The organism is Goekera deserti (assembly GCF_010685995.1).
GTDB classification, from domain to species: Bacteria; Actinomycetota; Actinomycetes; order Mycobacteriales; family Geodermatophilaceae; genus Goekera; species Goekera deserti.
In genome coordinates this window covers 112072-128519 of sequence record NZ_JAAGWK010000016.1, presented here as the reverse complement: position 1 = coordinate 128519, position 16448 = coordinate 112072, and the positions used below count along the sequence as shown (strand labels likewise).

General features: G+C 75.0%; 19 protein-coding genes. 11 read left to right on the top strand and 8 right to left on the bottom strand.

The annotated features are described in order from the left end of the window. Positions 1–46: 46 nt before the first annotated feature. From G1H19_RS12355 to G1H19_RS12335, 5 genes are all read right to left on the bottom strand, one after another. Complete coding sequence (locus tag G1H19_RS12355; RefSeq protein WP_152731153.1) at positions 47–1906, bottom strand: MCP four helix bundle domain-containing protein; 1860 nt, start codon at positions 1904–1906, stop codon at positions 47–49. An 831-nt stretch (positions 1907–2737) separates the two neighbouring features. Further along, positions 2738–3592 carry a DUF4349 domain-containing protein gene (locus G1H19_RS12350; protein ID WP_152731152.1) on the bottom strand — a complete coding sequence of 285 codons (855 nt, stop codon included), beginning with the start codon at positions 3590–3592 and terminating at the stop codon, positions 2738–2740. A gap of 91 nt (positions 3593–3683) precedes the next feature. Next, a complete protein-coding gene (locus G1H19_RS12345) occupies positions 3684–4484 on the bottom strand; it encodes a MerR family transcriptional regulator (RefSeq protein ID WP_162392117.1) in 801 nt (266 codons plus the stop codon). 60 nt (positions 4485–4544) lie between these two features. Continuing rightward, positions 4545–5309 (bottom strand): ABC transporter permease, encoded by a 765-nt coding sequence (locus G1H19_RS12340; protein ID WP_152731151.1) that lies wholly within the window; start codon positions 5307–5309, stop codon positions 4545–4547. Beyond that, positions 5306–6070, bottom strand: coding sequence for an ABC transporter ATP-binding protein (locus G1H19_RS12335; RefSeq protein WP_152731150.1), 765 nt, complete (start codon positions 6068–6070; stop codon positions 5306–5308). Before G1H19_RS12335 ends, G1H19_RS12340 begins: the two co-directional genes overlap by 4 nt. Positions 6071–6203: 133 nt before the next feature. Here G1H19_RS12335 and G1H19_RS12330 point away from each other — a divergent pair, with 133 nt between their 5' ends. From G1H19_RS12330 to G1H19_RS12315, 4 genes are all read left to right on the top strand, one after another. After that, positions 6204–6995 carry a CPBP family intramembrane glutamic endopeptidase gene (locus tag G1H19_RS12330; protein WP_202925704.1) on the top strand — a complete coding sequence of 264 codons (792 nt, stop codon included), beginning with the start codon at positions 6204–6206 and terminating at the stop codon, positions 6993–6995. A gap of 143 nt (positions 6996–7138) precedes the next feature. Beyond that, positions 7139–8662 carry an MFS transporter gene (locus G1H19_RS12325; RefSeq protein ID WP_152731148.1) on the top strand — a complete coding sequence of 508 codons (1524 nt, stop codon included), beginning with the start codon at positions 7139–7141 and terminating at the stop codon, positions 8660–8662. A 145-nt stretch (positions 8663–8807) separates the two neighbouring features. Then, positions 8808–9545 carry a hypothetical protein gene (locus tag G1H19_RS12320; protein WP_162392118.1) on the top strand — a complete coding sequence of 246 codons (738 nt, stop codon included), beginning with the start codon at positions 8808–8810 and terminating at the stop codon, positions 9543–9545. 14 nt (positions 9546–9559) lie between these two features. After that, positions 9560–10081 carry a hypothetical protein gene (locus tag G1H19_RS12315; protein ID WP_152731147.1) on the top strand — a complete coding sequence of 174 codons (522 nt, stop codon included), beginning with the start codon at positions 9560–9562 and terminating at the stop codon, positions 10079–10081. A gap of 166 nt (positions 10082–10247) precedes the next feature. Here G1H19_RS12315 and G1H19_RS12310 read toward each other — a convergent pair whose 3' ends face one another. Continuing rightward, positions 10248–10652 carry a DUF1304 domain-containing protein gene (locus tag G1H19_RS12310; RefSeq protein WP_162392119.1) on the bottom strand — a complete coding sequence of 135 codons (405 nt, stop codon included), beginning with the start codon at positions 10650–10652 and terminating at the stop codon, positions 10248–10250. Between the two features lie 130 nt (positions 10653–10782). Here G1H19_RS12310 and G1H19_RS23230 point away from each other — a divergent pair, with 130 nt between their 5' ends. After that, complete coding sequence (locus G1H19_RS23230; protein WP_162392120.1) at positions 10783–11316, top strand: GNAT family N-acetyltransferase; 534 nt, start codon at positions 10783–10785, stop codon at positions 11314–11316. Positions 11317–11335: 19 nt separating this feature from the next. Here the strand turns inward: G1H19_RS23230 and G1H19_RS12300 are convergent, their stop codons facing one another. Together G1H19_RS12300 and G1H19_RS12295 are read right to left on the bottom strand one after the other, a co-directional pair. Further along, positions 11336–11728, bottom strand: a complete 393-nt coding sequence (locus G1H19_RS12300; RefSeq protein ID WP_162392121.1) for a type II toxin-antitoxin system VapC family toxin — start codon at positions 11726–11728, stop codon at positions 11336–11338. Then, positions 11725–11961, bottom strand: a complete 237-nt coding sequence (locus tag G1H19_RS12295; RefSeq protein ID WP_152731145.1) for a FitA-like ribbon-helix-helix domain-containing protein — start codon at positions 11959–11961, stop codon at positions 11725–11727. The genes G1H19_RS12300 and G1H19_RS12295 overlap by 4 nt, the downstream gene beginning before the upstream one ends. A 140-nt stretch (positions 11962–12101) precedes the next feature. On the opposite strand from G1H19_RS12295, the gene G1H19_RS12290 reads away from it, so the two are divergent. The 6 genes from G1H19_RS12290 to odhI all read left to right on the top strand — a co-directional run bounded on the left by G1H19_RS12290 (position 12102) and on the right by odhI (position 16349). Continuing rightward, complete coding sequence (locus tag G1H19_RS12290) at positions 12102–12791, top strand: CDP-alcohol phosphatidyltransferase family protein (protein ID WP_235927837.1); 690 nt, start codon at positions 12102–12104, stop codon at positions 12789–12791. Beyond that, on the top strand, positions 12788–13789 hold the full coding sequence (locus tag G1H19_RS12285) for a DUF881 domain-containing protein (protein ID WP_162392122.1): 1002 nt from the start codon (positions 12788–12790) through the stop codon (positions 13787–13789). Before G1H19_RS12290 ends, G1H19_RS12285 begins: the two co-directional genes overlap by 4 nt. Before the next feature lie 3 nt (positions 13790–13792). Beyond that, positions 13793–14125: a small basic family protein gene (locus G1H19_RS12280; protein ID WP_162392123.1), complete on the top strand. Its 333-nt coding sequence runs from the start codon at positions 13793–13795 to the stop codon at positions 14123–14125. Between the two features lie 167 nt (positions 14126–14292). After that, complete coding sequence (locus G1H19_RS12275) at positions 14293–15042, top strand: DUF881 domain-containing protein (protein WP_235927838.1); 750 nt, start codon at positions 14293–14295, stop codon at positions 15040–15042. Between the two features lie 92 nt (positions 15043–15134). Further along, complete coding sequence (gene gcvH / locus G1H19_RS12270) at positions 15135–15539, top strand: glycine cleavage system protein GcvH (RefSeq protein ID WP_152731142.1); 405 nt, start codon at positions 15135–15137, stop codon at positions 15537–15539. Between the two features lie 288 nt (positions 15540–15827). Then, positions 15828–16349 (top strand): oxoglutarate dehydrogenase inhibitor Odhl, encoded by a 522-nt coding sequence (odhI, locus tag G1H19_RS12265; protein WP_174278057.1) that lies wholly within the window; start codon positions 15828–15830, stop codon positions 16347–16349. Positions 16350–16448: the final 99 nt, after the last annotated feature.

The window sequence follows — 16448 nt, the reverse complement described above, 5'->3', positions numbered from 1 at the left end:
CCCCACCCAGCCGGGAGGAGGGGGATGGGTGACGGCGTGCGGCGGGTCAGCGCCGAGGGACCAGGGGCAGCTGCTCGCGGTGGGGCAGCAGGGCCCACACGTCCTTGCCGGTCGCGCCGCTGCTCCAGCCGTGCTGCATCGCGAAGGACGCCACGAGGTGCAGGCCCATGCCGCCCTGGGCGGGGTCCCGGCCCACGGCCGGGCGGGGTGGCAGCTCCCGGGCGGCGTCGGTGACGACGACGAGCCAGCAATCCGCACCCACCACCGCGCGCGCGTGGGCCGGCGCCGTGCCGTGCAGCAGGGCGTTGGTGGCCAGCTCGTCGACGGCCATCACGAGCTGCTCGCCCGCGAGCTCGTCCACCCGGTCGCCGAGCTCGACGAGGTGCCGGCGCAGGGCGGTGCGGTGCCGGGCGAGTGATGCCGGGCCGGTCAGCGCCCAGGCGATCTCCTGCCCGGCGAGGATCGGTACCGGTCGAGCCGGCCACGTGCGCAGCATGATCGTTCCCCCGTGGAGCGCGGGCGTCGCCGGCTTGTTGGACGTCGCCGCGGTCGCCTCGCGGCGACCCCTCGCCAGGTTAGGTCGCCGGAGGCGGGCGGCGGCGGGACCCGCCGCCGGCCGGTCGGGCCGGCCGGCGCGCCGCGCGACACCGCGGTGGTCCGCCCGGCCCGGGTCCTGGCCGGCCCGCCGCGGGGGAGGGGCCGGCCAGGCGCGGGAGCGACCCCGGGTCATCAGTAGGTGAAGCGGGCGACGCTGCTGCGCAGCTGCGACGCCATCCGGGAGAGCTCCGAGCTTGAGGACCGTGGCGTTGGTGGTGGCCGCCTCGGACACCGCGGTCGCCGCGACCCGGGCGGCCTCGTTGGCGTTCTGGGAGATCTCCCGGATGGAGGCACCCATCTCCTCGGCCCCGGCGGAGACGGTGCCCACGTTGCGGGAGACCTCCTCCGCGGCGGCGGAGACCACCCCGGACTGGGCGGCGGTCTCCCCGGCCGAGGCCGAGATCCGGGCCGAGGACGCCGACAGCTGCTCGCTGGAGGCGGCGACCGCCTCCGCGGAGGCCACCACCGAGCTCATCACGGTGCGCAGCGACGTCGTCGCGGCGTCCAGGGCCCGGCCGGTCCGTCCCAGCTCGTCGTCGGTCGTCAGGCCCACGGTGCGGGTCAGGTCCCCGGCGGCCAGCGCCTCGGTGACGTCCTGCACCCGGCGCAGGCCGCGGGCGATCCCGCGGGCCACCAGCCAGCCGATCGTGACGGCGAGCGCCACGCCCAGCACCAGCTCGAGCAGGATGGTCGTCCGGGCGGAGTCCCCGCCGGCCTGGGTGGCCGCGATCTGCTCGGCGCCGTCAGCGGCGTTGTCCTCGGCCAGGGTGCTCAGCTCGGTGAACACGGCGTCGGCGTTGTCCTTGACCTGGGTGGCGTTCACGGCGGCCGCGCCGGCCATGTCCCCGGCCTCGATCTCGGCGACCTGGGCCTGCATCCCGGCCCGCATGGCGTCGTAGGAGACCACCAGCCCGTCGACGGCCTCCTGCTCGTCGGTGCCGGCGGTGGCCGCGGACAGCTCGTCGAGCAGCTCGTCGACCGTGGCGAAGCGGTCCTCGTTCTCGGCCTTCCAGCCGGCGATGGACTGCGGGTCGCCGATGGCGAGCATCCGCAGGATGTTGATGTCCACCCGGGTCAGGTTGCCGTCGATGTCGGCGACCAGCTCCGACCGCGACAGGTTGGACTCGTAGAGCTCGGTGGCGGCGTCCTGGGCGGTGCCGGCCGAGGACAGGCCGGAGGTCCCGACGCCCACCGCGACCAGGGCAGCCACGCCGACCGCGCCGATGATCTTGGTGGTGACCCCGCGGTCACCCCAGAGGGCGCTCAGGCGGCCGGGGCTCGAGGCGGGTGTGCTGGACGTGCTGGGCATGGTGAGGGTGCCTTCCCGGGAGTCGAGCAGAGTGCAGGGTTGCGCGCCATCGCCGTCCGCGCGGAGGTGATGGGAGCCGCTGCTGGACCCGGTGCGTCCATCGGCAGGGACACTCGGATCCGGATCGAGGACGTACCGCGGGACCTTGGGGCGCAGTGCCGTGCGATCGACCCAGCCCCCGGCCGGACCGGGGCAGCGTGACGACGACCCGGCTCGAGCCCACGCGGAGACCCCGCGGCCGTGGTCACACCGTGCGCGGAGCCCAGGTCGACCCGAGTGTCGGTCGGGGAGTGGGTCCTCGACGCCGAGCTCGAAGGCGCCGAGGTGGAGGTCGCCGGTACTGCTGTGGCGCTCCTACGATGTGACGACGTCCGAGCTGGTCGAGCGTGTGGAGCCGGGGCGCCGCGTCCGGGGCGTCCGTGAGGAGGGGCCCTCGATGTCCGTTCCTGAGGACCCGTCCCCGTCCGGGGCCGGTCGACCGGTCGGGGACGCCCGGCAGCCGGCAGGGGAGCGGGGCCCGTCGACCGTGTGGCGTCGGGTGACCGTTGGCCTGCGGGAACGTGGGCGTCGGGAACTGAGCCCGCGTGCCTGCCTGGTGGCGGCGGGGCTGTGCGTCGCGGCGGCCGTGGTCGTGTTGCGGGAGTTCCTCACGACGGACGACGACGACGTCATGAGCGCAACCGTCCTGTTCACGTTCCTGCTGTGGGCGGGGGTGCTGGTGTCTGCCGCCGTCGCCGGCAGGCGCCGAGGGCCAGGGGTCCTCCGTGCCGCGGGCTCCGGCACCGCGGAGGAACCGCCCGCAGCAGCACCGAGCGGCCTCGAGTGGCCGGCTCAGGACGTCGGCGCGGCACCTGCCACGGAGGCGCGGCGCCGGTAGCGGCGCAGCGGGACGAGCACGACCGCGGCCATCGCCCCGGCGACCAGCGCCCACGGCAGCACCACACCGAGGACGACGACGAGCGCACCCAGCGCCGTGACCAGGCTGCGCCAGCCGGTGCCCAGCGCGTCGAGGAAGCCGTCCGGGCCGCCGGGCGGGGTGACGCCGACCGGCTCCAGGTGCACGCTGAGCGTGGACAGCTCCACCTGGTCGGCCAGTTGGGACCGCTGGGCCAGCAGCGACTCCAGCTGCTCCTGCCGCTCGGACAGCGACCGCTCGGCCGACAGCAGGGCCTCGGTGGTGGCCGCGCCCGCCAGCAGGCCCTGCAACCGGTCCACCGACGTGCGCAGCGCGGAGATCCGCGCGTCCAGGTCCACGGCACTGGCGGTCACGTCGGAGCGGGACACCGACACGGTGTCGACCTCACCGACGTCCTCCAGGTCGGCCAGCACACCGGTCAGCGCGTCCGCGGGTACGCGGACCAGCAGGTCGGCCTCGCCGCCGTCGTCGTCCGAGGCGGCCTGCTCGGTGCGCTCGTCGACCCGGCCGCCGGCGGTCTCCACCAGCTCGCTGACCTGCTGGGCGGCGTCGGAGGGGTCGTCGACCGACAGCGAGGCCGAGGCGGTGGTGACCACCTGCCGTTCCGGGTCCACCGCACCCGGCGCCCCCGGCGCGGCGCCCGGGTCGCCGGGCGCGACCTCGGCGGCGCCGCCGGCGGAGCTCGCGTCCGAGCTGCCGCTGCCCTCCGTGCAGCCGGCGAGCAGCGTCACGGCCAGCAGGGCGGTCGCTGTCGCCAGCGCGGGCTTCATGGCGCGTGACCGTAGGGCCGGGACGCCGACCGGGACCAGCGTCGATGCGCGATCGTGACGCTGCGGTACCGCGGCGGCGGCGCGCCGCTGGTCACCGGCCGGCGGGGTCCGTGCGCCGGATGTCGGTCCAGCCGGTGAAGCCACGTTCGGCGAGCAGCTGGAACAGCCGCGGCGCGCAGGGGAAGGCCTCCACGAACGCCGCGTCCAGCAGCGCCACGAGCTCGGCGCTGATCGGGTGCGCGTCCGCCTCCTCGACCGCCGCGGCGTCCAGCACGTCGGTGGCCGTGGCCCCGGCCGCCTCCAGGAAGGCGACCATCCGGTCGGCGAGCTGCGGCAGGCGCGGGTCGTCGGGCGTGCAGTCGGCGAGGCCGGCGCAGTCCAGGTACAGCTTGCGCAGCGGCTCGTGCTCCAGCTGCGCGTGCTTGATCGCCATGAACGCAGGCACCTCGTCCGGCATCTGGGCCGAGATGAGGATCCAGCTGTCCCGCTCGATCTCGATCAGCCGTTCCGGGAACCCCAGCTCACGCATCCGGTCGACGTAGGCGACCGCTTCCGGCGGCAGCGCCAGGCTGTCGCCGGCGGCGAGCTGGGCGATCCGCTCCCGGTGCCGCTGCCGTTCCCGGATCTCCGCCTGCAGCCGCCGGTCGATGTCGGCCACCGCGGCCGCGAACTCGTCCCCCTCGGCCGCCAGCAGCTCGCGCACCCGGGCCAGCGGTGCCCCCGCCTCGGCCAGGGTGCGGATCCGGATCAGGTCCACCACGGCCGCGGCGCCGTAGCGCCGGTAGCCGGAGTGGTCGCGCCCGGGCTCGGGCAGCAGCCCGGTGGCGTGGTAGTGCCGCACCGCGCGGATCGTCACCCCGGCGTAGGCCGCGAGCTGGCCGATCGTCAGCACCGGTCGCCCCCTCCCGCCTCGTCGTCCCGGAGCGTGACCGGCCGCGTGGTCATGGTGCGGTCAGGAGACCGTGCGGCGGTAGGTCCGCACGGCCCAGACGTAGGCCACGACCAGCAGCCCCAGGCACCACGCGACGGCCGTCCAGCCGGCGCTGCCCACCGGCTGCTCGGTGAGCAGGGCGCGCAGGGCATCCACGATGGAGGTGACCGGCTGGTGCTCGGCGAACCAGCGCACCGGGCCCGGCATGCTCTCCGTGGGCACGAACGCCGAGCTGACGAACGGCAGGAACACCAGCGGGTAGGAGAACCCGCTGACCCCGTCGACCGTCGTCGCCGTCAGCCCGGGGACGACGGCCAGCCAGGTCAGCGCCAGGGTGAACAGCACCAGGATGCCGGCCACCGCGAGCCAGGCCAGCACCCCGGCCCCGGAGCGGAAGCCCATCAGCAGCGCCACCAGGACGACGAGCACCACCGACACCAGGTTCGCCACCACCGAGGTCACCACGTGGCCCCACAGCAGCGCCGACCGGGCGATCGCCATCGACCGGAACCGCTCCACGATGCCGGTGGAGACGTCGGTGAACAGCCGGAACGCGGTGTAGGCGACCCCGGAGGCCACCGTGATCAGCAGGATCCCGGGCAGCAGGTAGGTGACGTACTCGGCGCCGCCGACGTCGATCGCGCCGCCGAGGACGTAGACGAACAGCAGCAGCATCGCGATCGGCGTGACGGCGGTGGTGATGATCGTGTCCGGGCTGCGCAGCACGTGCCGCAGCGACCGGCCCACCAGCCTGCGGGTGTCCCGGACGGCGTGGCCGGCGCTCATCGCCCTGCCTGCCCGCCGGAGCCGACGACCGCCAGGAAGACCTCTTCCAGCGTGGACTGCTTCTCCACGTGCTCGACGGTGGCCGGCGGCAGCAGCCGCCGCAGCTCGGCCAGGGTGCCCTCGACGATGATCCGGCCCCGGTGCAGGATCGCGATCCGGTCGGCCAGCTGCTCGGCCTCGTCCAGGTACTGGGTGGTCAGCAGCACGGTGGTGCCGCTGCCGGCCAGCTCCCGGACCGTGGCCCACACCGCGGTCCGGGACTGCGGGTCCAGCCCGGTCGTCGGTTCGTCCAGGAAGAGGACCGGCGGGTCGCCGACCAGGCTCATGGCGATGTCCAGCCGGCGGCGCATGCCACCGGAGTAGGTGGCCACCCGGCGGTCGGCGGCGTCGGTGAGGTCGAAGCGGGTGAGCAGGTCGCCGGCGACCCGGCCCGCGTCGTCCAGGTGCCGGAGACGGGCCATCAGGACCAGGTTCTCCCGCCCGGTGAGCACCTGGTCGACGGCGGCGAACTGGCCGGTGAGGCTGATCGAGCCGCGCACCTGCTCGGGCTGGCCGGCCACGTCGAAGCCGTTGACGGTCGCGGTGCCACCGTCGGCCCGCAGCAGCGTGGACAGGATCCGCACCACGGTCGTCTTGCCGGCCCCGTTGGAGCCGAGCAGGGCGAGGACGGTGCCGCGGGGCACGTCGAGGTCCACGCCGTCGAGCACTGCATGGTCGCCGTAGGACTTCCGGAGTCCCGCGACCGCGATCGCTGATGTCATGGGCGCAGCGTCCGGCCCTGACGCTGCGTCAAGGTCAAGCAGTCAAGGTCAGGCACCTGACGCGGCGGGCGTCCAGGCGACTCCCAGCGCGTCCCCGCCCGGTTCCCAGGCGCCGGGCCGACCGTCCCGGGTCGTGCAGCCGACGACCGTGACCGCGCCCCCGGTGGTGCCCCGGCGCTGGCTGGTCACCGAGCTGTGGCTGGTGTTCGCGCTCTCGCTGGGCGCCTCGGCGGTGCGGGCGCTGGTCCAGCTCGTCTCCGCGCTGACCTCCGGGGTGCCGCTGGGCCACCAGGCGGCGCTGCTCAACGGGTCGCTGGCGCCGGGGCGCCCGTGGACCGACCTGGTGCTGCAGCTGGTGGCACTGACCGCGGGCCTGGTGCCGGTGGCCCTGGCCCTGCACCTGCTGACCCGCTCCGGGGACGGCGCGGCGGCCATCGGCTTCGACCTGCGGCACCGCCGCGCCGACCTGACCCGCGGCGTGGTGCTCGCCGCGGTGGTGGGCGGCACCGGGCTGGCCTTCTACGCCGCGGTGCACGCCGCGGGGCTGGACCTCACCGTGGTCGCCGAGGACCTGCCGTCGGTGTGGTGGCGGATCCCGGTGCTGGTGCTGTCCGCGGCACAGAACGCCGTCCTGGAGGAGGTGCTGGTCGGTGGCTACCTGCTGACCCGGCTGCGCCGGCTGGGCTGGGGGGACGGTCGCGCGCTCGCCGTCAGTGCCGTACTGCGCGGCAGCTACCACCTGTACCAGGGGTTCGGGGGCTTCGCCGGGAACCTGGTGATGGGGCTGCTGTTCGGCCGGCTCTACCAGCGGTGGGGCCGGGTCGGGCCGTTCATCGCCGCGCACACGCTCATCGACGTCGTCGCCTTCGTCGGGTACGCGCTGCTGGCCGGGCACGTCTCCTGGATCCCCACGCCGCCCGGTTGACGGGACCGGCCGCCGGAGCGCGTCCGGTTGTGAGCGAGCCGACAGGTGACGAGTCGGTGAACGACCGGAGGCTCCTCTCCGGATGATGCTACGGTCGACGACGAAACGGACGTCGTCCTCCACTTCATTGCACGGGAGCCCTCATGACCTCGACCGACGCCGCCCGGGACGAGCGCGCGCCGTCCGCCGGACCCCCGGTGGACACCGCCCAGGACGCGGCCCACCGCCGCCGCTGGCTGGTGCTGGCCCTGGCCTCGCTGGCGCAGCTCGTGGTCGTGCTCGACGCGACCATCGTCAACATCGCCCTGCCCACCGCGCAGGCCGACATCGGCTTCTCCGACGACAGCCGGCAGTGGGTGGTCACCGGCTACGCCCTGGCCTTCGGCAGCCTGCTGCTGGTGGGCGGGCGGCTCGGCGACCTCGTCGGACGCCGCCGCACGTTCGTCATCGGCCTGATCGGCTTCGGCGCCGCCTCCGCACTCGGCGGTGTCGCGGAGAGCTTCGAGGTGCTGGTCGCGGCGCGCGCCCTGCAGGGCGTGTTCGGCGCGCTGCTGGCACCGGCCGCCCTGTCCCTGCTGACCACCACCTTCACCGACCCGGCCGAGCGCGGCCGGGCGTTCGCCGTCTTCGGCGCCATCTCCGGTGCCGGCGGCGCCCTGGGCCTGATCCTCGGCGGCGCGCTCACCGAGTACCTGTCCTGGCGCTGGTGCCTGCTGGTCAACGTGCCGATCGTGCTCGTCGTGGTGGCCGGCGCCCTGGCCTGGATCAGCCCCCGCAACACCGGGACGACGTCCGCGGCGACGGGCCTGGACGTGCCCGGATCGGTGCTGAGCGTCGCCGGCCTGGTCGGCGTGGTGTTCGGGCTGGCCAGCGCGGAGACCGAGGGCTGGTCGTCCGCCGTCACGATCGCCCCGATCGTCGTCGGCCTGCTGCTCCTGGCGGCGTTCGTGGTCGTCGAGCGCCGGGTGGCGCACCCGCTGCTGCCGCTGCGCATCGTCGTCGACCGGGCGCGCGGCGGTGCGCTGGTGAACCTGGCGGTCATGGGCGTCGGCATGTTCGGCGTGTTCCTGTTCCTGACCTACTACCTGAGCACCGTGCTGGCCTACCAGCCCCTCGAGGTCGGGTTCGCCTTCCTGCCGATGATCGGCGGCATCGTCGTCGCCGCCCAGGTGGCCCCGGTCGCGCTCGCGCGGATCGGGCTCAAGCTCACGGTGACCGCCGGGATGGTCGTCGCCGGGGCCGGGATGCTCCTGCTGACCCGGCTCGGCCTGGACAGCAGCTACGCGGCCGACATCCTGCCGGCGCTCGTCGTCGTCGGGGTCGGCATCGCCTTCGTCATCGTGCCCTCGATCAGCGCGGCGACCGCCGGCGTGGACGGCGACGACGCCGGGGTCGCCTCGGCGATGACCAACACCAGTCAGCAGATCGGCGGCTCCATCGGCACCGCGGTGCTCTCCTGGGTCGCCGCCAGCGCCGTGGACGACGCGCTGGTCGGCAGTGACCCGGCGGACCCGCTGGCCGGCCTGTCCGCGGCCGTCCAGGGGTACACCGCGGCCTTCGGCTGGGCGGCGGGGGTCTTCTTCGCCGGCGCCGTGGTCGCCGCGCTGCTCCTGCCGATGCGCGCGCGGCAGGTCGACCCGGACGCGGCCCCGGTCCTCGTGCACTGACCGGTCGCACCCGACCGGATCGACCGCGCCCGGTTCCCGGTTCCGGGGCGAGTCGGCGTGCGGCCCGCCGATAGGAGGTGGTGTGCGCCATCGCAAGCCCGCCTCCCGCCACCGGCCCGGTGGCCCGACCGGTCCGGCTCGGACGGTGACCACCCCACCCCCCGGCGACGGCGACGCGCAGCCGGGCGACCTCACCGGGCCCGGTGTGCGCGTCGTCGCCGGTCGGGCAGGCCGCCGGCGGGCCGAGCAGGGTGAGCGGCGCCGCGGGCGCCGGGTGCTGGGGATGCTGCTGGGCCTGCTGCTCACCGCCCTGCTCACCTCGGTGGCGTCCTACGCGCTGCTGATGGCCACGGCGACCGGCACCGCCGAGGCCGTGGGCACCGGCACGCTCAAGCTGGAGCTCAGCGACAACGGCACCGGTTTCAGCGCCGGCGTGGCCAACATGCTCCCCACCGACAGCGTGACCCGCTACGTCGAGGTCCGGAACAGCGGCCTGCTCGACGGCCGCGACCTCGCCCTCGCCGTCCTCCCGGCCAGCGACAACACGCTGGTCAACGACCCGGCCAAGGGCCTGCAGCTCGCCGTGTCCGCCTGCCCGGTCGCCTGGACGCCGGCCACCGGGGTGTGCGCGGGCGGTGGGGACACCCTGCTGCTGGCCACCACGCCGCTGTCGGCGATGCGCACCACGGCCACCGCGCAGCCGCTGCAGCCCTCGCTGGCCGCCGGCGCCACGGCGCACCTGCGCCTGGTGCTGAGCCTGCCCGACCAGACCGAGACCACCGTGAACGGCGTGCTGCCCAGCCCCACCATCCAGGGGCTCACCAACCTGCTCACCTACACGTTCTCGATCACCCAGCGGGCCGGCACCAGCACGGGCAGCTGACCGGGCGGCATCGGATGAGCAGCGGCAGGGTCCTGCGGGCGGTCGCCGTGCGCGCCGTCGTGCTCGGGTGCGTGCTGCTGCTCACCGCGACGACCGGTGGGGACGCCCGCGCGGCGGTGCTGGCGCACGCCCGGTCGGCCCCGACCGTCGGCGTCGCGACCTGGTCGGTGGTGTTCGAGCAGGGCGGCGGGCTGGCCGGTGCACTCTCGGTGCTGCTCACCGGCGACTCGTTCCACGACGTCACCAACACCGGGACGGCGCGACTGGCCGGCTCCTTCACCGTCCGGCTGTCGGTGACCACCACGGGGAACGCCGGGGCGACCCTGTCGACCTGCAGCGGCACGTGGACGGAGTCGGTGTTCAACAGCAGCTGCAGCGGCACCATCACCCCCGTGGCCACCGCCGGTGTGCCGGGCGTGCTGCCCAGCGCCCTGGTGCTCGCACCCGGCCAGACGGTCCGGGTCCGGCTGAAGCCGACGACGGCGCTCACCGTGCCGCCGCAGTCCGCGACGCTCTCGGCCAGCGTCAGCTCCTGACGCCGGGCGCGGGGGAGTGCGCCGCCGGGGCCGTGGCCGGCCATCGGGGCGCGCCCGGTCGGGGGCAGGCCACGGCGGGGGCGGCTCCGGCGGGGGCGGCCCCGGTCGGGGGCGGCCCCGGGGGTCGGGGCTCGGCGTCGTGGGGCCCCGGCGTGGGTCGGGGGCCTCAGGTCAGCGCGCCGACGAGGGCGCACAGCAGTGCCAGCGCCGGGAAGGTGCCCTGCTTCGCCGCGGCAGCCCGGTACTTCGCGTGCGTGGTGACCAGCACCAGCGCCGCGGCCAGCATGCTGGCGCAGCTGGACACCACCAGCGCCCAGCCGGCCGCCTCCTGCGCGCTCGACCCCGCACCGCCGGCCACCAGGCCGACGCCGACGAGGGCGCCGATGCCCAGGAACAGGTTGTAGAAGCCCTGGTTGTAGGCCATCTCCGCGGTCGCCTCGGCGTCCTGCTCGGAGGCGACGGCGAACGCGGCGCGCACCCGGGGGGTGCGCCAGAGGAACGACTCCATCACGAAGATCACGACGTGCAGGGCGCCGGCGAGGGCGGCGAGGACGAGGGCGAGGGTGAGCACGGCGCAGAGCGTGCCAGACGCAGCCGACCTCATGACCGTTATCCCCAACGCGACCGCGTGACGGCCACGCCGCCGCGGTCGCCGGAGCACCGCACGTCCACCACGGGCACCGACCGGTCATCCTGGACCGGTGCAGACCGACCTGGTGCAGCCCGGGGACGCCGACGCCCTGGTCGGCTTCCTCACCGGCGAGCCCTGGCCCTTCCACGCCGGCGTCCGGCCCGGCGCGGCCGACGTCCGCGCCCGGATCGCCGCCGGTGCGTTCACCGGACCGGACGTGGAGACGTACTGGCTGAGCCGGCCGGCGGCACCCCGGGCCGGGTTGCTGCGGCTGTTCGACCTCGGTGACGACACCGCCGAGTTCGACCTGCGGGTACGAGCGGCGCACCGGGGGAGCGGGCTCGGCACCGAGGCGGTGGGCTGGCTGGTCGGGCAGGTGTTCGACCATCACGCGTGCACCCGGGTGGAGGCGATGACCCGGGTGGACAACGTGGCGATGCGCCGGGTGCTGGTGCGGTGCGGGTGGGTCAAGGAGGCGCACCACCGGCGGGCCTGGCCCACCGCCGACGGCAGCGCGGTCGACGCGGTGGCCTACGCGGTGCTGCGCCAGGACCGGGCCGACGGCACGACCACCCCGGTGCACTGGGACGACGAACCTCGCTGAGCCCAGCAGTCGGCGCCGCTCAGGGGACGAGGAAGGCGCAGGTGGGGCCGCCGGCCCGGGTCAGCCGCCGGTCCAGGGTGACCAGCGGGGCCTCCAGCGCCTCGGCGAGGGCGACGTAGCCGGCGTCGTAGGCGGTGACGTCGGGGTGCAGCGCCCAGACCCGGGCGGCGAACGGCTCGAACGGGAACGTGGTCAGCGGCATGTCGACCAGCGCCCGGTGCGCGATCCCGGCCACCTCCCGGGGCAGCCGGCCGCCGAGCACGCTGCGGCGCAGGACGCTCGACACCTCCACGAGCAGGTGGGCCGGGCAGGTCAGCACCTCGTCGGCCAGGACCGAGCGGGCCCAGCGGCCGTCCGGGCCGTCGTCCACCAGTGCCGCGACGGCCGCCGAGGCGTCGAGGACCACCGTCACCGGCGGTCCGCGTCCCGTGCGGCCACGATGTCCGCGGCGGGCAGCGACGTGCCCGCCGCCCGCACCTGCTCGTCGACCCGGGCCCAGAAGGCGTCTGGACTCGGTCGGGCCGCCAGGGCGGTCAGCTGGCCGCGCACGTACTCCTGCAGCGACTGGCCGGCCCGGGCGGCGCGCGCGGCCAGCTCGTCCCGCGTCTCGTCGGGGACGTCGCGGATGGTCATCGAGACGGACATGACTGCATCGTAGCAGCGCTACATGCGGAATGCATGCGTCTGTGCGGGGGGCGGCGGAGGCACCGGCACGGTGCGCCGGGTGGGACCGTCGTGGGCGGGCCCTAGTGTGGGGCACCGGTGAGGCAGGAGATGGAGGTCACGTGAGGTCGGGCGGTGTCCAGGGGGACGGTGGTCCGGACGAGAGGGCTCCCTCGCGCGACGAGCTGAGCAACCAGGTCGTCAACGTGCCGAACGCACTGTCGTTGCTCCGGCTGCTCGGTGTGCCGCTGTTCCTGTGGCTGCTGCTGGGCCCGGAGGCCGACGGCTGGGCGATCGCCGTGCTGATGGTGTCCGGGATCACCGACTGGGCCGACGGCAAGCTCGCCCGGATGCTCGGGCAGTCCAGCCGGCTGGGTGCGCTGCTGGACCCGGCCGCCGACCGGCTGTACATCGTCGCCACCCTGGTGGCCTTCCTCATCCGCGACATCGTGCCGGTGTGGGTGGTGGCGGTGCTCGTGGGCCGCGAGCTCGTGCTCGGCGTCATGCTGCTGGTGCTGCGCCGCCACGGCTACCCGCCGCTGCAGGTCAACTACCTGGGCAAGGCCGCCACCTTCCTGCTGCTGTACGCCTTCCCGGGCCTGCTGATCGCCGAGGGCACCGACACGGTCGCCGCGCTGTTCCGGCCCTTCGCCTACGCCTTCACCATCTGGGGCGGAGTGCTGTACGTGCTGGCCGGCGCCTTCTACGTCGTCCAGGTGGTGCAGCTGGCGCGGGCGGACGGTCACGCGGCCGTGCGCGCCCCCTCGGCGTCCGACACCCGGGCAGCCGACCCCCGCGGGGCCGGCGGGTGACGGCGCCGCCCGGGCGCGGATCGGCGGGCAGCGCCCCGGCTCGCACCCGGTCGCTGGGCTCCTCCCTGCTGGACCAGGTGCTGGCCGAGACGCTGGACCCCAGCTACGCCGCGGCCGCGCGGGACCGGGAGGCGCGGCGGCAGGTCGCCACCGGGGCCGCCCTGGCCGGCGAGGCGGTGCCGACCGAGCCCGGCCGGGTGCGCGGGGCCGCGCTGGTGGCCGCGGTCATGGTGGTCGTCGGGCTGCTGGCCACCGTCACCTACCGCGAGGCCGCCTCCGGCGCCCAGGGCCGCGAGCAGGTGCGGCAGGCCCTGATCGACGACATCGGCGCGCAGTCCGACACCAGCGACCAGCTGGCCGGTCAGCTGGAGCAGCTGCGCGGGGAGGTCACCGACCGGCGGGACGAGGCGCTGGCCAGCAGCACGGTGGGGCAGCAGGCGCTGGCCGACCTGGCCGCCGCCGAGCAGGGGGCCGCCCTGGCCGCGGTGCGGGGTCCCGGGCTGGAGGTGACCCTGGGCAACGCGCCGGCGGGCACGAACTCCGACCCGGTCGGCGGCAACGCCGAGATCGCCGCCGGTGGCCTCGTGCAGGACCGCGACCTCCAGCTGGTGGTGAACGCGCTGTGGGCCGCCGGCGCCGAGGCGATCAGCGTCAACGACCAGCGGCTCGGGCCCACCACCGCCATCCGGCTGGCCGGGGAGACGATCCTGGTCGACTTCCGCCCCGTGGTCAGCCCCTACCTGGTGCGCGCGGTCGGGAACCGGGACGCGCTGCAGGAGGGCTTCCTGGACTCCCCGGCGACCGCCGAGCTGGCCGACGTCGCCGTCGCCTACGGCGTGGTCTTCGAGTTCGCCTCCCGGGACGAGCTCGAGCTCCCCGCCGCCCGCGGGTCCGAGCTCACCTTCGCCCGCCCGCTGGGCGTCGTCGCGGCGGCCGTCCCCACCGACCGGCCCAGCGGCGTGGCGCCGTCCCCGGCCCCCGGCGAGCAGGGAGGCTGACCCGTGATCCCGATCCTCGGCCTGGTCGCCGGCGTGCTCCTGGGGCTGCTGCTGGACCCCAGCGTGCCGCTCGCCCTGCAGCCCTACCTGCCCATCGCCGTCGTCGCCGCGCTGGACGCGGTGTTCGGCGGGGTCCGCTCCCGGTTCGACGGGATCTTCGACGCCAAGGTGTTCGTGGTGTCGTTCGTGTCCAACGTGGTGGTGGCCGCGCTGATCGTCTTCCTGGGTGACCAGCTCGGGGTGGGCGCCCAGCTCTCCACCGCCGTCGTCGTGGTGCTGGGCATCCGGATCTTCGGCAACGCCGCGGCCATCCGCCGGCACGTGTTCCGCGCATGACCGGCCCCACCCGCCCGGACGACCCCGGTCCGGACGACTCGCTCCCGGACGACCCGCTCCCGGACGATCCCCGCCCGGAGGACCCGGCACCGGACGACGCCGCGCCCGTGGTCCCGATCGCGGACGTCGACCCACCTGCGCCTGGCGACCCCGTGCCTGTCGATCCCGTGCCCGCCGACCCCGTGCCCGCCGACACAGGCACCCCGGGCGTCGAGGAGCCGGCGCCCTGGCGCCGGGGCCGGCGCGACCGCAAGGCCGCGGTGTTCATCGGCGTGCTCACCCTGCTGCTGGGCTTCGCCTTCACCGTGCAGGTGCGCAACAGCGGCACCGACGAGTCGCTGGCCGGGCAGCGCGAGGAGGACCTGGTCGGCATCCTCGACGACCTCACCGCCCAGGAGGACCGGCTGCGGCAGGAGATCGCCGACCAGCGCACCCTGCTCGACCAGCTCGGCAACACCGACAGCCAGTCCGCGACCGCACTGGAGGGCGCCCGGGAGCGCGCGGAGGCCCTCGGTGTGCTCAACGGCAGCATCGCCGCGACCGGTCCCGGCCTGACGCTCACCATCACCGACCCCACCGACCGGGTGTCGGCCGCCACCGTGCTCGACGCGGTCCAGGAACTGCGCGGCGCCGGGGCGGAGACCATGCAGATCGACGACGTCCGGGTCGGGGTCTCGACGGCGGTCACCGGGTCGCCCGGGGCGCTGGAGGTCGACGGCAAACCGGTCACCGCGCCCTACACCTTCGTGGTGATCGGCTCGCCGCAGGACCTGGAGACCGCCATGGCCATCCCCGGCGGCGTGGAGAGCAAGGTCGGCCGGGAGGGCGGCGTCGTGCGCATCGAGCAGTCCGACGCCGTCGTGGTGGACGCGTTGCGACCGCTGGACGACCCTGAATACGCTCAGCCGGCCGACTGACAGAAGGACCTCGGTGCCCCCCGACCGACGCTCCGCGCCGGCCGGGACCCTGCACCGAGGCCGTGGACGACTGATCCTGGAGACGACACCGCATGGCATTCCCCGACGACCGCCGTTACACCGACCAGCACGAGTGGGTGCAGGTGCAGGGTGCGGCCGGCTCGCCGACCGTCGTCCGGATCGGCATCACCGACCACGCCCAGGACGCGCTCGGGGACATCGTCTTCGTGCAGCTGCCCGACGTGGGGGAGAGCGTCACCGCCGGTGCCGCGATCGGCGAGGTGGAGTCCACCAAGTCCGTGTCCGACGTGTACGCACCGCTGTCCGGTGTGGTCGCCGCCCGCAACGACGCCCTCACCGACGCCCCGGAGACGGTGAACTCCGACCCCTACGGCGAGGGCTGGCTGGTCGAGGTGACCGTGGAGGACGGCGACGGCGACCCCACGGCCGCCCTGCTGGACGCCGCTGCCTACCAGGCGCTCGTCGAGCACTCCTGACCCACCCGTCGCACGGGCCCCGGGCGCCTGCCGCGGGGAGACGCGCTCGCGTGGATCACTAGTATCTGCACGGGGCGGACGGGACCCGGCGTGCAGCCGGGGCCAGGCCGACCCTCACGCTGTACGTCCGGTTGACCCTCGGGTCGACTGGCTGGTTCCATGACCCCGGCCCGAGCGCGACCCCCGCGCCGACGCCGACCAGCGACGCACCGCCCGGTGTGTCGTACGCCGGCCGACCGTGTCCCACCCGGGCTGCGGCGGTGCCCCCTGCACCCGGAGGAGACAGACGTGCACTGCACTCGTTGTGGACACCAGAACCCCGAGGGCAGTCGTTTCTGCGCGCAGTGCGGTTCGGCTCTCTCGCCCGAGCGCCCCGGTGACTCGACCAGCGTCATCCCCAAGATCGGCGGCGAGGAGTCGGGCGAGCAGCCCGAGGTCTCGGAGTACCCGGCCGACGTGCACGCCGGTGCCGTCGAGTCCCTGCCGGCAGGCTCTGCGCTGCTGGTCGTCAAGCGCGGCCCGAACGCCGGCAGCCGGTTCCTCCTCGACCAGGAGGTCACCACGGCCGGGCGCCACCCGGACAGCGACATCTTCCTCGACGACGTCACCGTCAGCCGCCGGCACGTCGAGTTCCACCGCGAGGGCGGCGGCTTCACCGTGCACGACGTCGGCAGCCTGAACGGCACCTACGTCAACCGCGAGCCGGTCGACGTCGCCTCGCTGGCCGGCGGCGACGAGGTCCAGATCGGCAAGTTCCGCCTGGTCTACCTCACCGGGCCGCGCACCGGCGACCCGGCCGACGGCCTCTGACCTGCACCACCTGTTCCACGCACACCAGTTCGACGACAGCGACCGGCCAGTCGGCTCCGGTCACGCACGAGACGTGGTCCCGCCGTCCTCCGACGGGGG

Coding starts and splice junctions, on each gene's coding strand:
- G1H19_RS12355 (WP_152731153.1), bottom strand. CDS start 1,906: ATGCCCAGCACGTCCAGCACACCCGCCTCGAGCCCCGGCCGCCTGAGC.
- G1H19_RS12350 (WP_152731152.1), bottom strand. CDS start 3,592: ATGAAGCCCGCGCTGGCGACAGCGACCGCCCTGCTGGCCGTGACGCTG.
- G1H19_RS12340 (WP_152731151.1), bottom strand. CDS start 5,309: ATGAGCGCCGGCCACGCCGTCCGGGACACCCGCAGGCTGGTGGGCCGG.
- G1H19_RS12335 (WP_152731150.1), bottom strand. CDS start 6,070: ATGACATCAGCGATCGCGGTCGCGGGACTCCGGAAGTCCTACGGCGAC.
- G1H19_RS12325 (WP_152731148.1), top strand. CDS start 7,139: ATGACCTCGACCGACGCCGCCCGGGACGAGCGCGCGCCGTCCGCCGGA.
- G1H19_RS12315 (WP_152731147.1), top strand. CDS start 9,560: ATGAGCAGCGGCAGGGTCCTGCGGGCGGTCGCCGTGCGCGCCGTCGTG.
- G1H19_RS12295 (WP_152731145.1), bottom strand. CDS start 11,961: ATGTCCGTCTCGATGACCATCCGCGACGTCCCCGACGAGACGCGGGAC.
- gcvH (WP_152731142.1), top strand. CDS start 15,135: ATGGCATTCCCCGACGACCGCCGTTACACCGACCAGCACGAGTGGGTG.